This is a genomic window from Dryocola sp. LX212, from assembly GCA_041504365.1.
Taxonomy (GTDB): Bacteria; Pseudomonadota; Gammaproteobacteria; order Enterobacterales; family Enterobacteriaceae; genus Dryocola.
Genome location: CP167917.1, coordinates 829,074 through 846,224, shown reverse-complemented (window position 1 = coordinate 846,224; position 17,151 = coordinate 829,074). Strand labels below are relative to the sequence as shown.

Below are 17,151 nucleotides of genomic sequence, written 5' to 3'. Positions count from 1 at the left end.
CACGTTAACCACCGCGCCCTGGCAAAGCAAGAGACTACGAGTTTTTTAAGACTCGTACCCTGTAGATGCCATCCTCCCCCAGCTTTGCGCCGTGGATGTCGGTTTCGAAACCAGGGTAATGTTCGCCAACGGAGCAAAGCATCAGCAGGAAATCGAGCACCGCGCGGCTCTCGCTGGTGATCATCTCCCCCGGCATAACGACCGGCACGCCCGGCGGATACGGCAGGATCATGTTGGCGGACACCCGGTTAATCAGCTGTTCGATTTCCACGGTTTCCACATTGCCTTTAACCTGCTGCTGGTAGGCCTCGTGCGGCGTCAGCTTCATCTCTGGCAATACGTCAAACGCCCGCAGCATCAGATCCGGCAGATTATGCTGCTTGATGAGCTTATGGATCCCCTGCGCCAGATCCTGAATACGCATGTTGCGATAAAAATCAGGATCCACCGCATAAAGATCCGGCAGCATGTTTTTGACCCGCAGATTGAGATCGTAGGATCGTTTGAATTCCGTCAGGCCACGCAGCAGGCTGAGCGCTTTGGTTTTATCGATCCCAATGCTGAACAGAAACAGCAGATTATACGGCCCGGTTTTCTCGACCACCACGCCACGCTCGTCCAGGAACTTCGCCACCAGCGCGGCGGGGATCCCTTCGTCAGCCATTTCACCCAGCTCGCTCATGCCCGGCGTCAGAATCGTGACTTTAATCGGGTCGAGATACATATGGTCAGCATCAGCATCTTTGAAACCATGCCAGTCTTCTTCGCCCGGAGAGATGGGCCAGCAGGCCGCTTCGTCCACGTGTTCCGGCTGCCAGATATCAAAGAACCAGTCTTCGGATTCCTCGCGTAACCGCTGCACTTCACGGCGGAAATGCAGCGCGCGCTCTACGGAGCGGTTAATAAGACGCTTACCCGGGTTGCCACGCAGCATGGCGGCGGCGGTTTCAATCGATGCGACTATCGGATAGCTCGGCGATGTTGTGGTGTGCATCATGTACGCTTCGTTAAACGTATCCTCGTCGTAATCCCCTTTGATATGGATAAGCGAGGCCTGCGATAGCGCCGCCAGAAGTTTATGGGTGGACTGGGTTTCGTAGATCACTTTTCCCGGCACGCGCTCGCCGCTCATGCCGCTTTTGCCCTGATAGATCGGGTGGAAGTTGGTGTACGGCACCCAGGCGGAGTCGAAGTGGATGGAGGGAACGTCAAGAGCATGCTTGATAAATTCAGTGTTGTAGAGCAGGCCATCGTAGGTGGAATTAGTGATTACCGCATGAACGGGCCACTGGGCCTCCGGCGTGGCGGCCACCTTCGCTTCTATACTTTCACGAAGGAATTCGCGCTTCGGTATACCGCCTAAAATCCCCAGCGCGTTGCGCGTCGGCTTTAGCCAGATGGGTATCAGATCCGTCATCATCAGCAGATGCGTGAGGGATTTATGGCAGTTACGATCGATTAATACGGTGCTCCCGGACGGAGCGGCATACATACCGACAATCTTGTTTGAGGTAGAAGTCCCGTTCGTCACCATGTAGCTCTGCTCCGCGCCAAAGGTGCGGGCAATATACTCTTCAGCCTCGAGGTGCGGGCCGGTGTGGTCCAGCAGCGATCCCAGCTCGGTGACCGAGATCGACACGTCTGCTTTGAGCGTATTACCGCCGAAGAAATCATAGAACAGGCAGCCAACCGGGCTTTTCTGGTAGGCCGTTCCCGCCATGTGGCCGGGTGTACAGAAAGTGTATTTACCCTCTTTCACGTAGGTGAATAAGGCTTTGGTCAGCGGCGGAGTGATGTTGTCGAGATACTCGTTGGTGTACTGCTTAATGCGCTGAGCAATATCTTCCGCCGCGCTCAGGGCGTATTCGAAGAACCACAGCGCCATGCGCATTTCGTTGACGCTGACGTCCAGCGACGAATGGGTGTTGATAAAGGCGTACAGCGGCAGGTATTCGTTCAGCAGGTTGATGTCGCTGCACAGGTCGAGACTGTATTCGTCCCAGTCAAAAATCACGCCGCAGATGCGAGGATTATGTTCAATGAGCTTAAGCAGGTCGGTGCTGTTGGTGGGGTAAATGGGCTGAAAGCCTTGTTTCTCAAGTTCCTGGTGCAGCTCTTTGATCGGCTCGTCCTTATAAAAAACGCCCTGCGGCCCCATGATGGCAATGATATTCACAGCTTACCTCCTGGAAAAAGTCTCCGGTAAGCATAGCGCAATGCGTTTTTCATTGTTTCTTAAAACGAAAAAAGGGCCGGAAAATCCGGCCCTTAAGGTCAATCTGGACAGGAAGATCAGGCGTAGCCGTAGCTCATCAGGCGCTGGTAACGACGGTTTAGCAGCTCGTCTTTGTTCAGCACGTCAAGATCCGCCAGGTCGGCCAGCAGCTGTGCTTTCAGAGACGCGGCCATAGCCTGCGGGTTACGATGCGCGCCGCCCAGGGGTTCAGGGATAACGGTATCGACCAGCTTCAGCTCTTTCAGGCGTGGGGCAATGATACCCATCGCTTCTGCGGCCAGCGGTGCTTTATCGGCACTTTTCCACAGAATAGAGGCGCAGCCTTCCGGGGAGATAACGGAATAGGTGCTGTACTGCAGCATATTCACTTTATCGCCCACGCCAATCGCCAGCGCACCACCGGAACCGCCTTCGCCAATCACCGTACAGATGACCGGCACCTTCAGGCGGGACATTTCTCGCAGATTGCGTGCGATAGCTTCGGACTGTCCACGCTCTTCCGCACCCACGCCAGGGTATGCCCCTGGGGTGTCGATGAAGGTGATGATGGGCATATTAAAACGCTCAGCCATCTCCATAAGGCGCAGTGCTTTACGGTAGCCTTCTGGTGCGGGCATCCCGAAGTTGCGGCGAATTTTTTCTTTCGTTTCACGCCCTTTCTGGTGGCCGATGATCATCACCGGACGGCCATCAAGACGCGCGATGCCGCCGACGATAGCTTTATCATCGGCATAAGCACGGTCACCTGCCAGTTCATCAAACTCATCAAAAGCCAGACGAAGATAGTCGAGGGTGTACGGGCGCTGTGGATGGCGCGCCAGCTGAGCAATCTGCCATGCTCCTAAATCGGCGAAGATCTTACGGGTGAGCTCTACGCTTTTTTCACGCAGGCGCTGCACTTCTTCGTCCAGGTTAATATCCAATTTTTCATCCTGACGGCTAACGGCGGTCAGGGAATCGATTTTCGCTTCCAGCTCTGCAATCGGCTGTTCGAAATCAAGGAAATTCAGACTCATAGTATTCCTGTATTAGTCAAACTCCAGTTCCACCTGCTCCGAACCTACCAGCGTTCTGAGATCGTTGAGTAAACGATCGCTGGGGGAAACACGCCACGCCGCGCCAAAACGCAAACGTGCTCGTGCATCCGCCCTCTGATAGTAGAGATGTACTGGAATTGTCCCCGAACGGTGAGGTTCCAGAGACTGACGGAGACGGTTTAAAAGCTGGTCATCAATTTGCCTGTCCGTCAGCGAGATAGCAAGCCCGCGCGCATACTTTTCACGGGCCTCGTCAATGTCCATCAATTCACGAGCGGTCATTTTAAGGCCGCCGCTGAAGTCATCAAAGCTGACCTGTCCGCTGACGATCAGGATACGGTCTTTTTCCAGCAGATGCTGGTACTTTTCTAACGCATCTGTGAATAACATCACTTCCAGACGACCAGAACGGTCGTCGAGAGTACAGATGCCAATGCGATTGCCTCTTTTGGTCACCATGACCCTGGAGGCAATCACCAGACCCGCAGCCGTGGTCATTTTACCACGTTCTGTCGGGTGCATCTCTTTCAGGCGCATGCCACCGACATAGCGCTCAATTTCTTTCAGGTACTGGTTGATGGGGTGCCCGGTCAGATACAGACCAAGGGTTTCCCTTTCACCGTCCAGCACCGTGTGTTCCGGCCACGGGATGACGCTGGCATAAGACTGCTCAACGACCTCCGGCTCATCGGCCAGCACGCCGAACATATCCGCCTGACCGATAGCCTCTGCTTTCGCATGCTGGTCGGCGGCCTTCAGCGCATCGCCCAGCGCGTTCATCAGCGCGGCGCGGTGAGGTCCCAGGCGGTCAAACGCCCCGGACATGATCAGTTTTTCCAGCACGCGGCGGTTGAGCTTTTTGGTATCCGTACGAGCGCAAAGATCGAACAGTTCCCGGAAGTAGCCGCCTTCGTTACGTGCTTCAATAATCGCTTCGATAGGGCCTTCGCCGACGCCTTTAATAGCGCCGATACCGTAAACGATCTCACCCTCATCGTTGACGTGGAAATGGTACTGCCCGGAGTTAATATCCGGCGGCAGGATTTTCAGCCCCATGCGCCAGCATTCGTCCACCAGGCCCACGACCTTCTCGGTGTTGTCCATATCGGCGGTCATTACCGCCGCCATAAACTCAGCCGGGTAGTGCGCTTTCAGCCATAACGTCTGGTACGAAACAAGCGCGTAGGCGGCGGAGTGAGATTTGTTAAAGCCGTAACCCGCGAATTTTTCGACCAGATCGAAGATTTTAATCGCCAGCTCGCCGTCGATGCCGTTCTCTTTCGCACCGTCTTCAAAGCTGGAACGCTGCTTGGCCATCTCTTCGGGTTTCTTTTTACCCATTGCGCGACGCAGCATATCCGCGCCGCCAAGGGTATAACCCGAAAGCACCTGGGCAATCTGCATGACCTGTTCCTGATACAGGATGATGCCGTAGGTCGGCTCCAGCACCGGCTTCAGGCTTTCATGCTGCCATTGAATATCAGGATAGGAGATGGCTTCGCGACCGTGCTTACGGTCGATAAAGTTATCAACCATGCCGGACTGCAGCGGGCCCGGACGGAACAGGGCCACCAGGGCGATCATATCTTCGAAGCAGTCGGGCTGCAGGCGCTTAATCAAATCTTTCATGCCGCGGGATTCAAGCTGGAAGACCGCGGTGGTCTCCGAGCGTTGAAGCATATCGAAGCTTTTCTTATCTTCTAGCGGGATGGCGGCGATATCAATCGGCTCCAGCCCCTGCTTTTCCCGGCGCGGGTTAATCATCTTCAGCGCCCAGTCGATGATGGTAAGCGTACGCAAGCCGAGGAAGTCGAACTTCACCAGACCCGCGTATTCCACATCGTTTTTATCGAACTGGGTGACCGGGTTTTGCCCCTGGTCGTCGCAGTAGAGCGGCGCGAAATCGGTAATTTTAGTTGGGGCAATAACCACACCACCGGCATGCTTACCGGCGTTACGCGTGACGCCTTCCAGCTTGCGCGCCATATCAATCAGCGCTTTAACTTCTTCATCCGCTTCGTAAATTTGCGGCAGCTGCGGTTCGGCTTCAAAGGCCTTAGCAAGCGTCATGCCCGGATCGGGTGGGATCAGTTTAGAGATACGATCGACAAAACCGTACGGGTGGCCCAGTACTCGTCCCACGTCGCGGATAACCGCTTTCGCCGCCATCGTACCGAAGGTGATAATCTGCGATACCGCATCACGACCGTACATTTCGGCTACGTGATCGATAACGCGGTCACGCTTCTCCATGCAAAAGTCGATATCGAAGTCGGGCATCGAGACGCGCTCCGGGTTCAGGAAGCGTTCGAACAGCAGGTCAAACTCCAGCGGATCCAGATCGGTAATTTTCAGCGCATAGGCGACAAGCGACCCCGCACCGGAACCACGGCCTGGACCTACGGGCACGCCGTTATCCTTCGACCACTGGATGAACTCCATAACGATCAGGAAGTAGCCAGGGAAGCCCATCTGGTTGATAACCTGAAGTTCAATATCCAAACGCTCGTCATAAGGCGGGCGTTTTTCAGCGCGCACTTCCGGGTCCGGGAACAGGAATTCAAGGCGCTCTTCAAGACCTTCTTTCGATTTCACAACAAGGAAATCTTCGGTGGTCATCTCGCCAGTGGGGAACTGCGGCAGGAAGTATTCGCCGAGCCTGACGGTAACGTTGCAGCGGCGGGCAATCTCCACGCTGTTCTCTAACGCTTCCGGGATGTCCGAGAACAGCTCGCACATCTCATCTTCGCTGCGCATATATTGCTGCGTGGAGTAGTTGCGCGGACGTTTCGGGTCGTCGAGGGTGAAGCCGTCGTGGATCGCCACGCGGATCTCGTGGGCGTCGAAGTCGGTCGCATCGATAAACCGCACGTCGTTTGTTGCCACTACCGGCAGGCCGCGCTCTTCGGCAAGCGCGACGGCAGCATGCAGATAGTTCTCTTCATCGGCACGGCCGGTACGGATCAGCTCGAGGTAGAAGCGATCGGCAAAATACTGCTGGTAAAACGCCAGGCACTGATCGACCTGGGCATGATTGCCACGCAACAAGTTTTTGCCAATATCCCCCATCCGCCCGCCGGAAATCAGGATCAGCCCTTCATTCAGTTCGGCAAGCCAGCCTCGGTCGATAATCGGGCCAGCCGCACCGTATCCGCGCTGGTAGGCCTTTGAAATCAACAGGGTCAGGTTTTGATAGCCAACGTTGTTGGCCGCAAGCACGGTCAGGTGGCTGAGCTCATCGCCCAGCAGTTCGTTGGCGACGTTAAAATCCGCGCCAATAATCGGCTTGATCCCCGCACCGTGGGCCCCGCCATAGAACTTAACCAGCCCACAAAGGTTGGTAAAATCGGTGATCGCCAGCGCAGGCATGTTCAGCGCCGCGGCCTTTTTGACCAGCGGCCCGATTTTTGCCAGCCCGTCGATCATGGAATAGTCACTGTGCACCCGCAGGTGTACGAAACGTGGTTCAGCCATTTCTCTTTCCGATTAAGTGTGTGCCAGAAACCCGCAGGTCAGGATGCAAGCCCAAGAGCGCGTTTGACCGGGGCGAAGCTGCGGCGATGATGCTCGGTGGCACCATGCTCTGCAAGCTTTTCGAGATGGAAAGCGGTTGGGTAGCCTTTGTGCTGCGCAAACCCGTACTGCGGGAAGCTAAGATCCAGCGTCGCCATTTCACGATCTCGCGTGACTTTGGCAAGAATAGAAGCGGCGCTGATTTCTGCCACGCGGCTGTCGCCTTTGACCACCGCCAGAGAAGGCATCGGTAACGCAGGGCAGCGGTTACCGTCGATCAGCACGTACTCAGGCACAACGGCCAGACCGGCGACCGCGCGCTGCATTGCCAGCATCGTGGCATGCAAAATATTCAGCTTATCAATCTCTTCCGGCTCTGCACGGCCCAGGCTCCAGCACAATGCCTTTTCGATGATCTCGTCATAAAGGGCGTTGCGACGCTTTTCGGAAAGTTTCTTGGAGTCTGCCAGACCGACAATAGGTTTTGCCGGGTCGAGGATGACGGCTGCCGTAACGACAGCACCGACCAGCGGGCCACGGCCCACTTCATCCACACCCGCAACCAGCTGCGTGTGCGGATAGATAAATTCTATCATTTTGCTAACTCCAGCACGGCGTCTGCCGCCTGTTCGTCTGCGTTACAGCGAATTTGTTCGTGCAGATGGCGGAAGGTATCGTGCATCTGGTGGCTCTGCACCCCATCTTCCAGTAGCGGCTCAAGCACGGCGGCAAGCCCGACAGGCTCACACGCCTCCTGGAGCAGCTCTTTTACCAGCTCACGCCCGGCCAACAGATTTGGCAGCGAAACGTACTCGGTTTTCACCAGCCGCTTTGCCAGCCAGAAGGTAAACGGCTTCATGCGATAGCCAACGACCATCGGGCATTTCGCGAGCATACACTCCAGCGCCGCCGTACCTGAGGCAAGCAGCGCAGCATCACTGGCAACCATCGCCTCGCGGCCCATGCCGTCTAACAGATGGGCATGCAGCTCCGGGGCTATTTCAGCCTTGATGCGTTCGAACTGCTCGCGGCGTTTGGCATTAACCAGCGGAACCACGATTTCAAGATCCGGGAAGCGCTTGCGCAGCAGCTGCGCCGTACGCAGAAAATCAGCACTTAGCATTTCGACTTCCGCCCCGCGGCTGCCCGGCAACAGGGCCAGGCACTTCACGTCAGGGGAGATACCCAGCGTTGCGCGCGCCACATTTTTATCCGGATCCAGCGGCATTGCATCCGCCATGGTATGGCCGATAAAGCGGCAGGGAACGTTGAATCTGTCGTAAAACGCTTTTTCGAAAGGCAGAAAAGCAAGCACCAGGTCGGTGGCTCTGCCAATTTTGAAAACGCGTTTTTGACGCCAGGCCCAGACTGACGGGCTAACGTAATGAATCGTGCGAATGCCCTGCTTCTTGAGATTGCCTTCCAGCGTGATGTTGAAATCAGGTGCATCGATGCCGACGAAGACATCGGGTGCAAGCTCGGTGAAGCGGCGGGTAAGATCGGCGCGGATTGTTAACAGACGACGCAGGCGACCGAGCACTTCAACAATGCCCATTACCGCCAGCTCTTCCATCTCATACCACGCTTCGCAGCCTTCTGCCTGCATGCGCGGCCCGGCGACACCCACAAAGCGGGCATCCGGGTGGCGAGCTTTCAGCGCGCGAATCAGACCTGCACCAAGAATATCACCGGAGGTTTCTCCGGCGACCAGGGCAATCGTGAGGGGACGGCCAGGCTTCATTTAGCGAATCAGACCGCGCGTAGAGCGGGCAAAAAATTCAACAAATGCATTTACTTCCGGATGCTGCTTAGCAAGCTCAGCGATTTCCGGCTTAGCTTCGTCGAGGGTTTTGCCGCTGCGATACAACAGTTTGTAAGCGTTGCGAATAGCATGCAGCGCTTCTTTACTGAAGCCGCGACGCTTCAATCCTTCGAAATTGACACCAAACGGCGTGGCGTGATTTCCCTGCGCGATAACATACGGTGGAACATCCTGTGCTACACCGGAGCAGCCGCCAACCATCACGTGTGCACCGATAATGCAGAACTGGTGAACTGCGGTCATGCCACCGATGATCGCGAAATCATCGACGGAAACATGGCCGGCAAGCGTTGCGTTATTCGCGAGGATACAGCGATTACCTACGGTGCAGTCATGCGCCACGTGGGCGTTGATCATCAGCAGGTTATCGCTGCCCACCTTCGTCAATCCGCCGCCCTGCTCTGTACCACGATGGATGGTGACGCTTTCGCGGATGCGGTTGCGATCGCCAATTTCCACACGGGTCGGCTCACCCGCATATTTAAGGTCCTGGTTAACTTCACCAATGGAGGCGAACTGATAAATCTCGTTGTCACGGCCAATAGTCGTATGACCATTCACCACGACGTGAGACTTCAGTACCGTACCCTCACCGATCTCAACATGCGGGCCAACCACACAAAACGGGCCAATGTGAACGTTGGCACCAATGACGGCACCCTCTTCCACAATGGAGGATGGATGAATAAAGGCGGTTTTATCAATCACGTATTAGCTCTCCCGGCTGCGGGCACACATCATGGTTGCTTCGCAGACAATTTTACCGTCAACGGTTGCCACGCCTTTAAAGCGCGTCAGACCACGGCGGGTTTTCTCGAAAGTTACTTCCATGATCATCTGATCACCAGGCACAACCGGGCGCTTAAAGCGCGCTTCATCGATGCCTGCAAAGTAATACAGTTCGCCAGGTTCCAGTTTACCAACACTTTTAAACGCCAGAATGCCTGTGGCTTGCGCCATTGCTTCCAGAATCAAAACGCCCGGGAAAATGGGTTTGCCAGGGAAATGGCCCTGGAAAAATGGCTCGTTAACGGAGACATTTTTTACTGCGCGCAGAAAACGACCTTCTTCAAAATCCAGCACGCGATCAACCAGTAAGAACGGATAACGGTGCGGCAGAAGTTCTAAAATCTCTTCAATGTGCAGAGTATGAGTGTCGGTAGTCAAAATACTCTTCCTGTCCAAATATACTAAATGACAATAATAACACGGCCTGCGGCTATCGGAGATAGCTTGCAGGCCGCAAATCAAAATACAACGTATCTGGGGCTGGCGACGATCAGTCTTGTTGATTGACCTTACGCTCGATGGTTTTTAAGCGTTTGCTCATCTCATCGATATTCATCACCAGCGCAGCGGTTTTACGCCACGCTTTATTCGGCTGCAGCGGGATGCCCGAAGAATAGACACCAGGCTCCGTGATTGGGCGCATAACCATACCCATACCGGTTACGGTGACCTTGTCGCAGATCTCCATATGCCCGTTGATGACGCTGGCCCCGCCAATCATACAGTAGCGTCCAATTTTGAGGCTGCCTGCCATGATGACACCGCCCGCGACGGCAGTATTGTCGCCAATCACAACGTTATGTGCAATCTGGCACTGGTTATCAATGATAACACCATTACCGATAATCGTATCATCCAGCGCGCCACGGTCGATGGTGGTACAGGCACCGATCTCAACGCGATCGCCAATAATCACCCTGCCTAACTGAGGGATCTTCACCCAGTTGCCGCGATCGTTCGCGTAACCAAAACCGTCAGCACCGATTACCGTGCTTGACTGGATTAGGCACTGCTCGCCAATCTGAATTTCATGGTAAACGGAAACGTTCGCCCAAAGGCGAGTACCGGCCCCAATGTTGCTGTTTTTGCCGACGAAGCATCCGGGACCGATAATCACGTTATCGCCCAGCACCACGCCGGACTCGATGACGGCATTTGCGCCAATCGATACGTTGCTGCCCAACGTCGCAGTCGCATCTACCACCGCGCTCGGTGCGATGTTTTGTGCCGGCTGCGGCGTGGAATCTAAAATTTGTGCCATACGGGCATAGGTCAGGTAGGGATTCTTCACTACCAGTGCCGCACCTTTCGCAAAAGGTAAATCGGCTTCAGTCATTACGACGGCAGAAGCCTGGCAAGAAGCCAGTTGCTCATGATAACGCGGGTTAACGATGAACGTGATGTGGCCTGCCTGGGCAGTTTGCATAGATGCAACGCCGGTGATGACGAGATCGCCATCACCGTGCAATTCTGCATCCAACTGCTGGGCTAATTCAGCCAGTCGAATTGAAGACATTACTTATTTAACCTGTTTCAGTACATCTGCAGTGATGTCTTTCACGTCGCTACCAGCATAAGCAACGGTGCTGGTATCCAGCACAACATCGTAGCCTTTGTCGTCAGCAACTTTCTTCACTGCGCTCTGGATACGAGTCACCAGTTTACCGCGCTCTTCACCAGAACGACGCTGACGATCCTGCTCAAAAGCCTGTGCTTTTGTGGAGAACGCCTGGCGCTGAGCCATTACGTCTTTTTCCAGTTTGCTACGATCGCTGGCTTTCATGGTGGAGCCATCGCGCTGTAGACGTTGCATTTTGGTTTGCAGGCTACTTTCCATACCCTGAAGCTCAGAGGCACGGCCTTTAAACTCGTTTTCCAGAGTTTTGGAGACACCGGTGTTTTGTGCAACCTGTTGGAACAGGTTGCCCATGTTTACAACAGCGATACTTTCAGCAGCCTGAACGCTGGCTGAGGCCGCCATAGCGAGGCCAAGACCTGCAGCAAATAACCACTTTTTCACAATAAACTCCTTACCATCCCATATGTGTCATAAGACACTGTTTTTTGCGTGTACCAGCCGGGTAAACCGACCGGTATCAGCGCGTCACTGCGTATCGCATTCCTTCGCGCCGAACAATTACCAGGTTTTACCAATGTTAAACTGGAACTGTTCCGCTTTGTCGCCATCGTATTTCTTGAACGGCTGGGCATAAGAGAAGACCAGCGGTCCTAATGGTGACATCCATTGCAATGCTAAACCTGCGGACATACGAATGTTGCTTGGGTCACCGTAATCCGGTACGCCAGCCGCTTTCGTCTCCGCGGTATTTTCCCAGTTGGTATCCCACACTGTACCCGCATCCACGAAGAGGGACGTGCGAACCGAGTTGGCGTACTTCTCGCTCAGGAATGGCGTTGGGGTAATCAGCTCAAGGCTTGCCACACCCATGGCGTTACCGCCAACTGCATCGTCAGAATTACAGAGATTGCCCGTTCCGCAGTTGTCCTGGTTTGGTCCGTAGTAAACAGCTTTCGGACCGATGTTGTTGGACTGGAAGCCACGAACCGTGCTGGAACCACCGGCATAGAAGTTTTCATAGAACGGCAACTCTTTACCGCCAAGCCCATCCCCGTAACCCCAGCGGGTACGACCCAATACGACCCAGGTATGGTCTTCATCAATTGGGAAGTAGCTCGCCGTGTCCAGCGTCACTTTATAGAACTCGTTATCGGAGCCCGGTAACGTAACTTTACCGTTCAGGTTGACGCGCGAACCCTGGGTCGGGAAGAATCCACGGTCCAGTTTGTTGTACGTCCAACCATAGTTCAGGGTGAAGTCATCTGCCGCAAAACTGTTGTCGTCAGACGTCTTATCCGTGTTCTGGCCCACTGAACCGAGATAACGCCACATCGCCACCTGTGGCTGCATGTTGGACAGGTCGTTATGCACGTAGCCCATGCCCAGTCGCAAGGTATTGTATTCGTTGACCGGGAAGCCCAGCGTGCCGTCTGCACCATAACTCTTGTTGGTATAGTCAGACAGGTCCGCATCATCCGCTTTAAAGTCGTTGTAGAACACGCGCCCACCGAGACTTACGCCATCAACGGTGAAGTACGGGTCCGTCACGGACAATTCAGCATAGGTCTGGTAGTCGTTTTTGGTGCCGTTAATACCAACAGAGTAGCCGGTACCTAACCAGTTATCCTGCTGTACACCCACCTGGAAGCTTACGCCGCTTTCAGTACCGTAACCGATACCGAAGTTAAAGCTACCGGTATTACGTTCTTTAACCTTGTAAACAACGTCCACCTGGTCCGGGCTACCGGATACGCGCTGGGTGTCGACATCGACGGTTTCGAAGTAGCCGAGACGGTTAAGACGCTCTTTACCGGCATCAACCATATCGCTGCCCAGCCAGGCCCCTTCCATCTGACGCATTTCTCGACGCAGAACGGAGTCTTTACTGGTGTCATTACCTTCGAAGCGGATTTTACGTACATAGTAACGGTTTCCGGAATCAACGCTGACGTGCAGCTTAACGGTCTTATCTGCATCGTTGATTTCAGGCTGAGTCTGCACGCGTGGATAGGCATAGCCATAACGACCCAACAGTTTCTTGATGTCGTCTTCCATCTTGGTAACTTTGGTGCCGTTATACAGCTCACCCGGTTTGATCCTGGTCAGGCTCTCGATTTCCGCTGAGTGCCCTGCAAGATTACCGTTCACCGAAACGCCGGCAATTTTGTATTGCTCGCCTTCGGTGATGTTAACCGTCACGTAGATACTTTTCTTGTCCGGCGTCAGGCTGACCTGCGTGGAGTCGATGTTAAAGCGTGCGTAACCGCGATCCAGGTAGTAGCTACGCAGGGTTTCGAGGTCACCCGCCAGCTTTTGCTTCTGGTATTTACGGTCGCCCACCACGTTCCACCACGGCACTTCATCACGCAGCTGGAAGTGGGAGATCAGTTCATCGGTGGAGAATGCATGGTTGCCAACGATGTTGATCTGCTGAATTTTGGCGGAGACGCCTTCCTGGAAAACCAGTTTCAGATCGACACGGTTACGCGGCAGCGGCGTAACAACGGCTTTCACGCTGGCACTGTACTTACCAACGCTGTAATAGAAATCTTCCAGCCCTTTCTCGATATCAGCAAGGGTGGTTCTGTCCAGTGATTCACCGACACGCACGCCAGAAGCCTCAAGGTTCTGCTTAAGCATGTCGTCCTTCACGGACTTGTTTCCGGAGAAGGTAATACTCGCAATTGTTGGACGCTCTTTTACCTGAACGACCAGCGTTTCACCGTCACGCAACACGCGAACATCTTCGAAGTTCCCGGTGGCAAACAGTGAGCGGATAGTATTACTGATATCCTCGTCAGAGACAGTGTCGCCTACGCGAACCGGCATGCTGAGGAGGGCCGCACCGACGGCGACTCGCTGCAGGCCTTCGAAATGAATGTCCTTCACTACGAACCCGTCTGCACCGTATACGGTGGCGCTGCTAAACAGCAGCGACGCTATGAGCAACTTTTTCATCGCCATCGTTGTTATGCGTTCTTCCTAACCTAATTCTCTCTAAATCCGAGAGAAATCATTGAAAAGTGCAAGCCCCATCAACAGCACCAGCAAAATAGAGCCAATGCGGTAACTAAAGTCTTGAACTCGCTCGGAAACCGGCCCACCCTTCAGTTTTTCAATCGCCAAAAAGAGCAGATGCCCGCCGTCCAGAACGGGGAGCGGAAACAGATTGATGATGCCCAGATTGACGCTGATCAGCGCCAGGAACATCAGGTAGTAAATCAACCCGAATTCCGCCGACATACCTGCCCCTTGAGCTATGGAGATTGGCCCACTGAGGTTATTCAGTTTTACGTCACCGGTTATTAATTTCCCCAACATGTTGACCGTCAGCTTCATCAGGTTCCACGTTTTATTCGTGGCTTCTGCTACTGCAACAAACGGCCCATACTGGCGCACTGTCTTATACTCAGCTGGTAGCGGGATAACCTTTGGAACCACACCCGCAAACCCTTCAGCCTTCGCTTTCCCCGGTTTTGTATCCGGTATCAGCGTTAAAGACAAGGACTGCCCCTGTCTTTCTACTTCAACAGCCAGAGATGTGGCTGGGTTATCACGAACCAGAGTGACAAACTGAGTCCACTGGTTGATAGGCGCCCCGTTGACTTTAACGATCCTGTCACCGGCTTGCAAACCCGCCTTACTGGCTGCTGATTCAGGTTGTACTTCTTCCAGCACGGTTTCGACCTGTGGACCTTTCGGCCTGATACCTATCGAAACAATGGGATCTTCTTTATCGGGCTCAAACTGCCACTGACGTAGATCGAGCATTTTCTCACTGCTCAGATTCGTCCCGAAAGGTGCCAGCGTAACGCGTGAGCTTTCGTCACCAATTTTGGCGACGAGAGCGAGACGAACTGCATCCCAATCAGGCGTTTCGATGCCATCTATCGCTTTAAGTTCCATGCCTGGTGCAATTTGTGCTGTCGCCGCTATCGAGTTGGGCGTTATTTCGCCAACAACCGGACGAATACCAGGGACGCCGATGATAAACACCAGCCACCAGGCAAACACGGCAAAGATAAAGTTGGCAATAGGACCGGCGGCAATAATGGCCGCGCGCTGAGAGACAGTTTTATTGTTAAAGGCATAATGACGCAGTTCCGGGCTAACGGACTCAACGCGCTCATCAAGCATTTTGACATAGCCGCCCAGCGGGATCAGCGCGATGACAAATTCTGTGCCGTGGCGATCGGTACGGTGCCACAGCGCCTTACCAAAGCCGATGGAAAAACGCTCAACGCGTACACCACAGCGGCGGGCAACCCAGAAATGGCCAAACTCGTGCACGGTAATCAAAATGCCCAGTGCAACGATAAATGCTGCCAGATTCCAGAGTATGCTCAGCATAAAACCTTCCGTTAAATCGTCCTGAAAACTAACAAAAGCAGACAGGCAAACACCGGCACTGCCGCTGTCAGACTGTCGATGCGATCCAGAATACCACCATGTCCGGGGATCATGTGGCCGCTATCTTTAATCCCAGCTTCACGCTTAAACATACTTTCCGTTAAATCACCCAGCACCGAAGCCAGTGCGGCAACAATCGAACACACCAGTAGAATGACCGGCGCGACGTCCAGATTCGCCCAAAGGCTAAACAGCACGGAGATAACGGCTGAGGTAAACAGGCCGCCAACAAAACCTTGCCAGGTCTTACCCGGAGAAACCTTCGGCGCAAGTTTATGCTTGCCAAACATTTTACCAAACAGGTAAGCGCCGGAATCAGCTCCCCATACGAGGATCATGACGTACAGCAACCACATGGCACCCGTGTAGTGGTTAACGTCGTAGTGCCAGTTGCGCAGCACGATCATACCCCAGAAGAAAGGTACGATGGTTAACAAGCCAAAAACAAGCCGCAACGGTTTAGAATTGCGCCACATAGCGGCAGACTCCGGATAAAACAGCACTAACAGCAGCGCCACTATCCACCAGGCAAGGGAGGCCCAGAGCGAGTACTCAATGACCGGGATGTGAACCGTGCGGTGATATTCCGGCAGGGCGAAAAGCATCGCTGCCAGCAACAAGCCACATAGCACCGCCAGCCAGACCCGCTGTGAACGCGCTTTAAAACCGGCCAGCTGCCCCCATTCCCAGGCGGCCAGCATACAGACAACCAGCGTGGCGATAGCAAAACCGACCGGCGGCAGCAAAAACAGCGCGGCTATTACCACGGGTATTAAGATCAACGCGGAAATCAGGCGATACTTCAGCAAAAGTGACCCCCAACAGGCTTATTCGCCACCAGGTGCTGTGCCCCCAAAACGACGCTCTCGATTCGCAAAAGCATTTAGCGCACCTTCAAAGTCTTGTTCATCGAAATCAGGCCAAAGAACATCCGTAAAGTAAAGCTCTGCATAGGCGATCTGCCAAATCAGAAAATTACTGATGCGATGTTCTCCACCTGTCCTAATCACTAAATCTACAGGGGCCAACTCATTCATGCAGATTTGCTGGCTCAGCATCTCTTCATCAATTTCATCCGGGCGCAATACACCTTTGCGCACCTGTTCAGCCAGATGCCGGACGCCCTGAATAATATCCCAACGGCCACCATAATTCGCGGCAATATTGAGCGTTAAACCAGTATTATCACCGGTCATTGTTTCGGCTTTTCTGATACGTTCCTGCAGACGAGCGTTAAACCGGCTGGTATCACCGATAATCCGCAGACGGACGTTGTGACGATGCAAGCTTTTGACTTCACTGTCTAAAGCCCAGACGAACAACTCCATCAGTGCGGTCACTTCCTGCGCCGGACGATTCCAGTTTTCACTGCTGAAGGCATAAAGCGTGAGCGCCTCAATACCGTTATTTGCCGCAAAACTAACGGCACGGCGGACGGATTTCGCTCCCGCTTTATGACCAAAGACTCTCATTTTCCCTTGTCGTTTAGCCCAACGACCATTGCCATCCATAATAATGGCAACATGGCGTGCGCCATGCGCGGATTCGGTTTCGCTTAATTGTTGGTTTGCAGACAACATAACGCGTAATAATTCCCTGAAAAGAATTTAGCGGTACTTGAGAATGACTTCAGCCTTCGCACAAAAAAGCCGTGCTTTGACACGGCTTACCACCCTTCTCTCTGCCTTAAGCGAGGGAAAGGTGGCGCAGACTATATCACTGAAGCACAACGCTAACAAATAGCGGCAGCCCAGCCGATTGAATA

The 17,151-nt window shown here is 53.9% G+C and carries 13 protein-coding genes; all 13 read right to left on the bottom strand.

From position 1 onward, the window contains the following. Positions 1–34: 34 nt before the first annotated feature. The 13 genes from ACA108_04015 to ispU all read right to left on the bottom strand — a co-directional run bounded on the left by ACA108_04015 (position 35) and on the right by ispU (position 16,966). Positions 35–2,176, bottom strand: a complete 2,142-nt coding sequence (locus tag ACA108_04015) for a lysine decarboxylase LdcC (GenBank protein XEX96723.1) — start codon at positions 2,174–2,176, stop codon at positions 35–37. A gap of 116 nt (positions 2,177–2,292) precedes the next feature. After that, a complete protein-coding gene (accA, locus tag ACA108_04010; protein XEX96722.1) occupies positions 2,293–3,252 on the bottom strand; it encodes an acetyl-CoA carboxylase carboxyl transferase subunit alpha in 960 nt (319 codons plus the stop codon). A 12-nt stretch (positions 3,253–3,264) separates the two neighbouring features. Next, positions 3,265–6,747: a DNA polymerase III subunit alpha gene (dnaE, locus tag ACA108_04005; protein XEX96721.1), complete on the bottom strand. Its 3,483-nt coding sequence runs from the start codon at positions 6,745–6,747 to the stop codon at positions 3,265–3,267. Between the two features lie 38 nt (positions 6,748–6,785). Further along, entirely contained in the window at positions 6,786–7,382 is a 597-nt protein-coding gene (gene rnhB / locus ACA108_04000; protein XEX96720.1) for a ribonuclease HII, read from the bottom strand. Next, positions 7,379–8,527 carry a lipid-A-disaccharide synthase gene (gene lpxB, locus ACA108_03995; GenBank protein XEX96719.1) on the bottom strand — a complete coding sequence of 383 codons (1,149 nt, stop codon included), beginning with the start codon at positions 8,525–8,527 and terminating at the stop codon, positions 7,379–7,381. Before lpxB ends, rnhB begins: the two co-directional genes overlap by 4 nt. Continuing rightward, the gene (gene lpxA / locus ACA108_03990; GenBank protein XEX96718.1) at positions 8,528–9,316 is read right to left on the bottom strand and encodes an acyl-ACP--UDP-N-acetylglucosamine O-acyltransferase; all 789 of its coding nucleotides are present in this window, start codon (positions 9,314–9,316) and stop codon (positions 8,528–8,530) included. Between the two features lie 3 nt (positions 9,317–9,319). Further along, positions 9,320–9,775 (bottom strand): 3-hydroxyacyl-ACP dehydratase FabZ, encoded by a 456-nt coding sequence (gene fabZ, locus ACA108_03985; GenBank protein XEX96717.1) that lies wholly within the window; start codon positions 9,773–9,775, stop codon positions 9,320–9,322. Positions 9,776–9,887: 112 nt separating this feature from the next. Beyond that, complete coding sequence (lpxD, locus tag ACA108_03980; GenBank protein ID XEX96716.1) at positions 9,888–10,913, bottom strand: UDP-3-O-(3-hydroxymyristoyl)glucosamine N-acyltransferase; 1,026 nt, start codon at positions 10,911–10,913, stop codon at positions 9,888–9,890. Positions 10,914–10,916: 3 nt separating this feature from the next. Next, positions 10,917–11,417 carry a molecular chaperone Skp gene (skp, locus tag ACA108_03975; GenBank protein XEX96715.1) on the bottom strand — a complete coding sequence of 167 codons (501 nt, stop codon included), beginning with the start codon at positions 11,415–11,417 and terminating at the stop codon, positions 10,917–10,919. Positions 11,418–11,534: 117 nt separating this feature from the next. Further along, a complete protein-coding gene (gene bamA, locus ACA108_03970; GenBank protein XEX96714.1) occupies positions 11,535–13,940 on the bottom strand; it encodes an outer membrane protein assembly factor BamA in 2,406 nt (801 codons plus the stop codon). Between the two features lie 33 nt (positions 13,941–13,973). Then, the gene (gene rseP / locus ACA108_03965; protein ID XEX96713.1) at positions 13,974–15,326 is read right to left on the bottom strand and encodes a sigma E protease regulator RseP; all 1,353 of its coding nucleotides are present in this window, start codon (positions 15,324–15,326) and stop codon (positions 13,974–13,976) included. An 11-nt stretch (positions 15,327–15,337) separates the two neighbouring features. Continuing rightward, positions 15,338–16,195 carry a phosphatidate cytidylyltransferase gene (gene cdsA, locus ACA108_03960; protein ID XEX96712.1) on the bottom strand — a complete coding sequence of 286 codons (858 nt, stop codon included), beginning with the start codon at positions 16,193–16,195 and terminating at the stop codon, positions 15,338–15,340. 18 nt (positions 16,196–16,213) lie between these two features. Continuing rightward, the gene (gene ispU, locus ACA108_03955) at positions 16,214–16,966 is read right to left on the bottom strand and encodes a (2E,6E)-farnesyl-diphosphate-specific ditrans,polycis-undecaprenyl-diphosphate synthase (GenBank protein XEX96711.1); all 753 of its coding nucleotides are present in this window, start codon (positions 16,964–16,966) and stop codon (positions 16,214–16,216) included. Between the last annotated feature and the right edge of the window lie 185 nt (positions 16,967–17,151).

Bases quoted from the DNA above. Each gene is read 5' to 3' on its own strand.
- accA (XEX96722.1), bottom strand. From the start codon at position 3,252: ATGAGTCTGAATTTCCTTGATTTCGAACAGCCGATTGCAGAGCTGGAA.
- dnaE (XEX96721.1), bottom strand. From the start codon at position 6,747: ATGGCTGAACCACGTTTCGTACACCTGCGGGTGCACAGTGACTATTCC.
- rnhB (XEX96720.1), bottom strand. From the start codon at position 7,382: ATGATAGAATTTATCTATCCGCACACGCAGCTGGTTGCGGGTGTGGAT.
- lpxB (XEX96719.1), bottom strand. From the start codon at position 8,527: ATGAAGCCTGGCCGTCCCCTCACGATTGCCCTGGTCGCCGGAGAAACC.
- lpxD (XEX96716.1), bottom strand. From the start codon at position 10,913: ATGTCTTCAATTCGACTGGCTGAATTAGCCCAGCAGTTGGATGCAGAA.
- bamA (XEX96714.1), bottom strand. From the start codon at position 13,940: ATGGCGATGAAAAAGTTGCTCATAGCGTCGCTGCTGTTTAGCAGCGCC.
- rseP (XEX96713.1), bottom strand. From the start codon at position 15,326: ATGCTGAGCATACTCTGGAATCTGGCAGCATTTATCGTTGCACTGGGC.
- ispU (XEX96711.1), bottom strand. From the start codon at position 16,966: ATGTTGTCTGCAAACCAACAATTAAGCGAAACCGAATCCGCGCATGGC.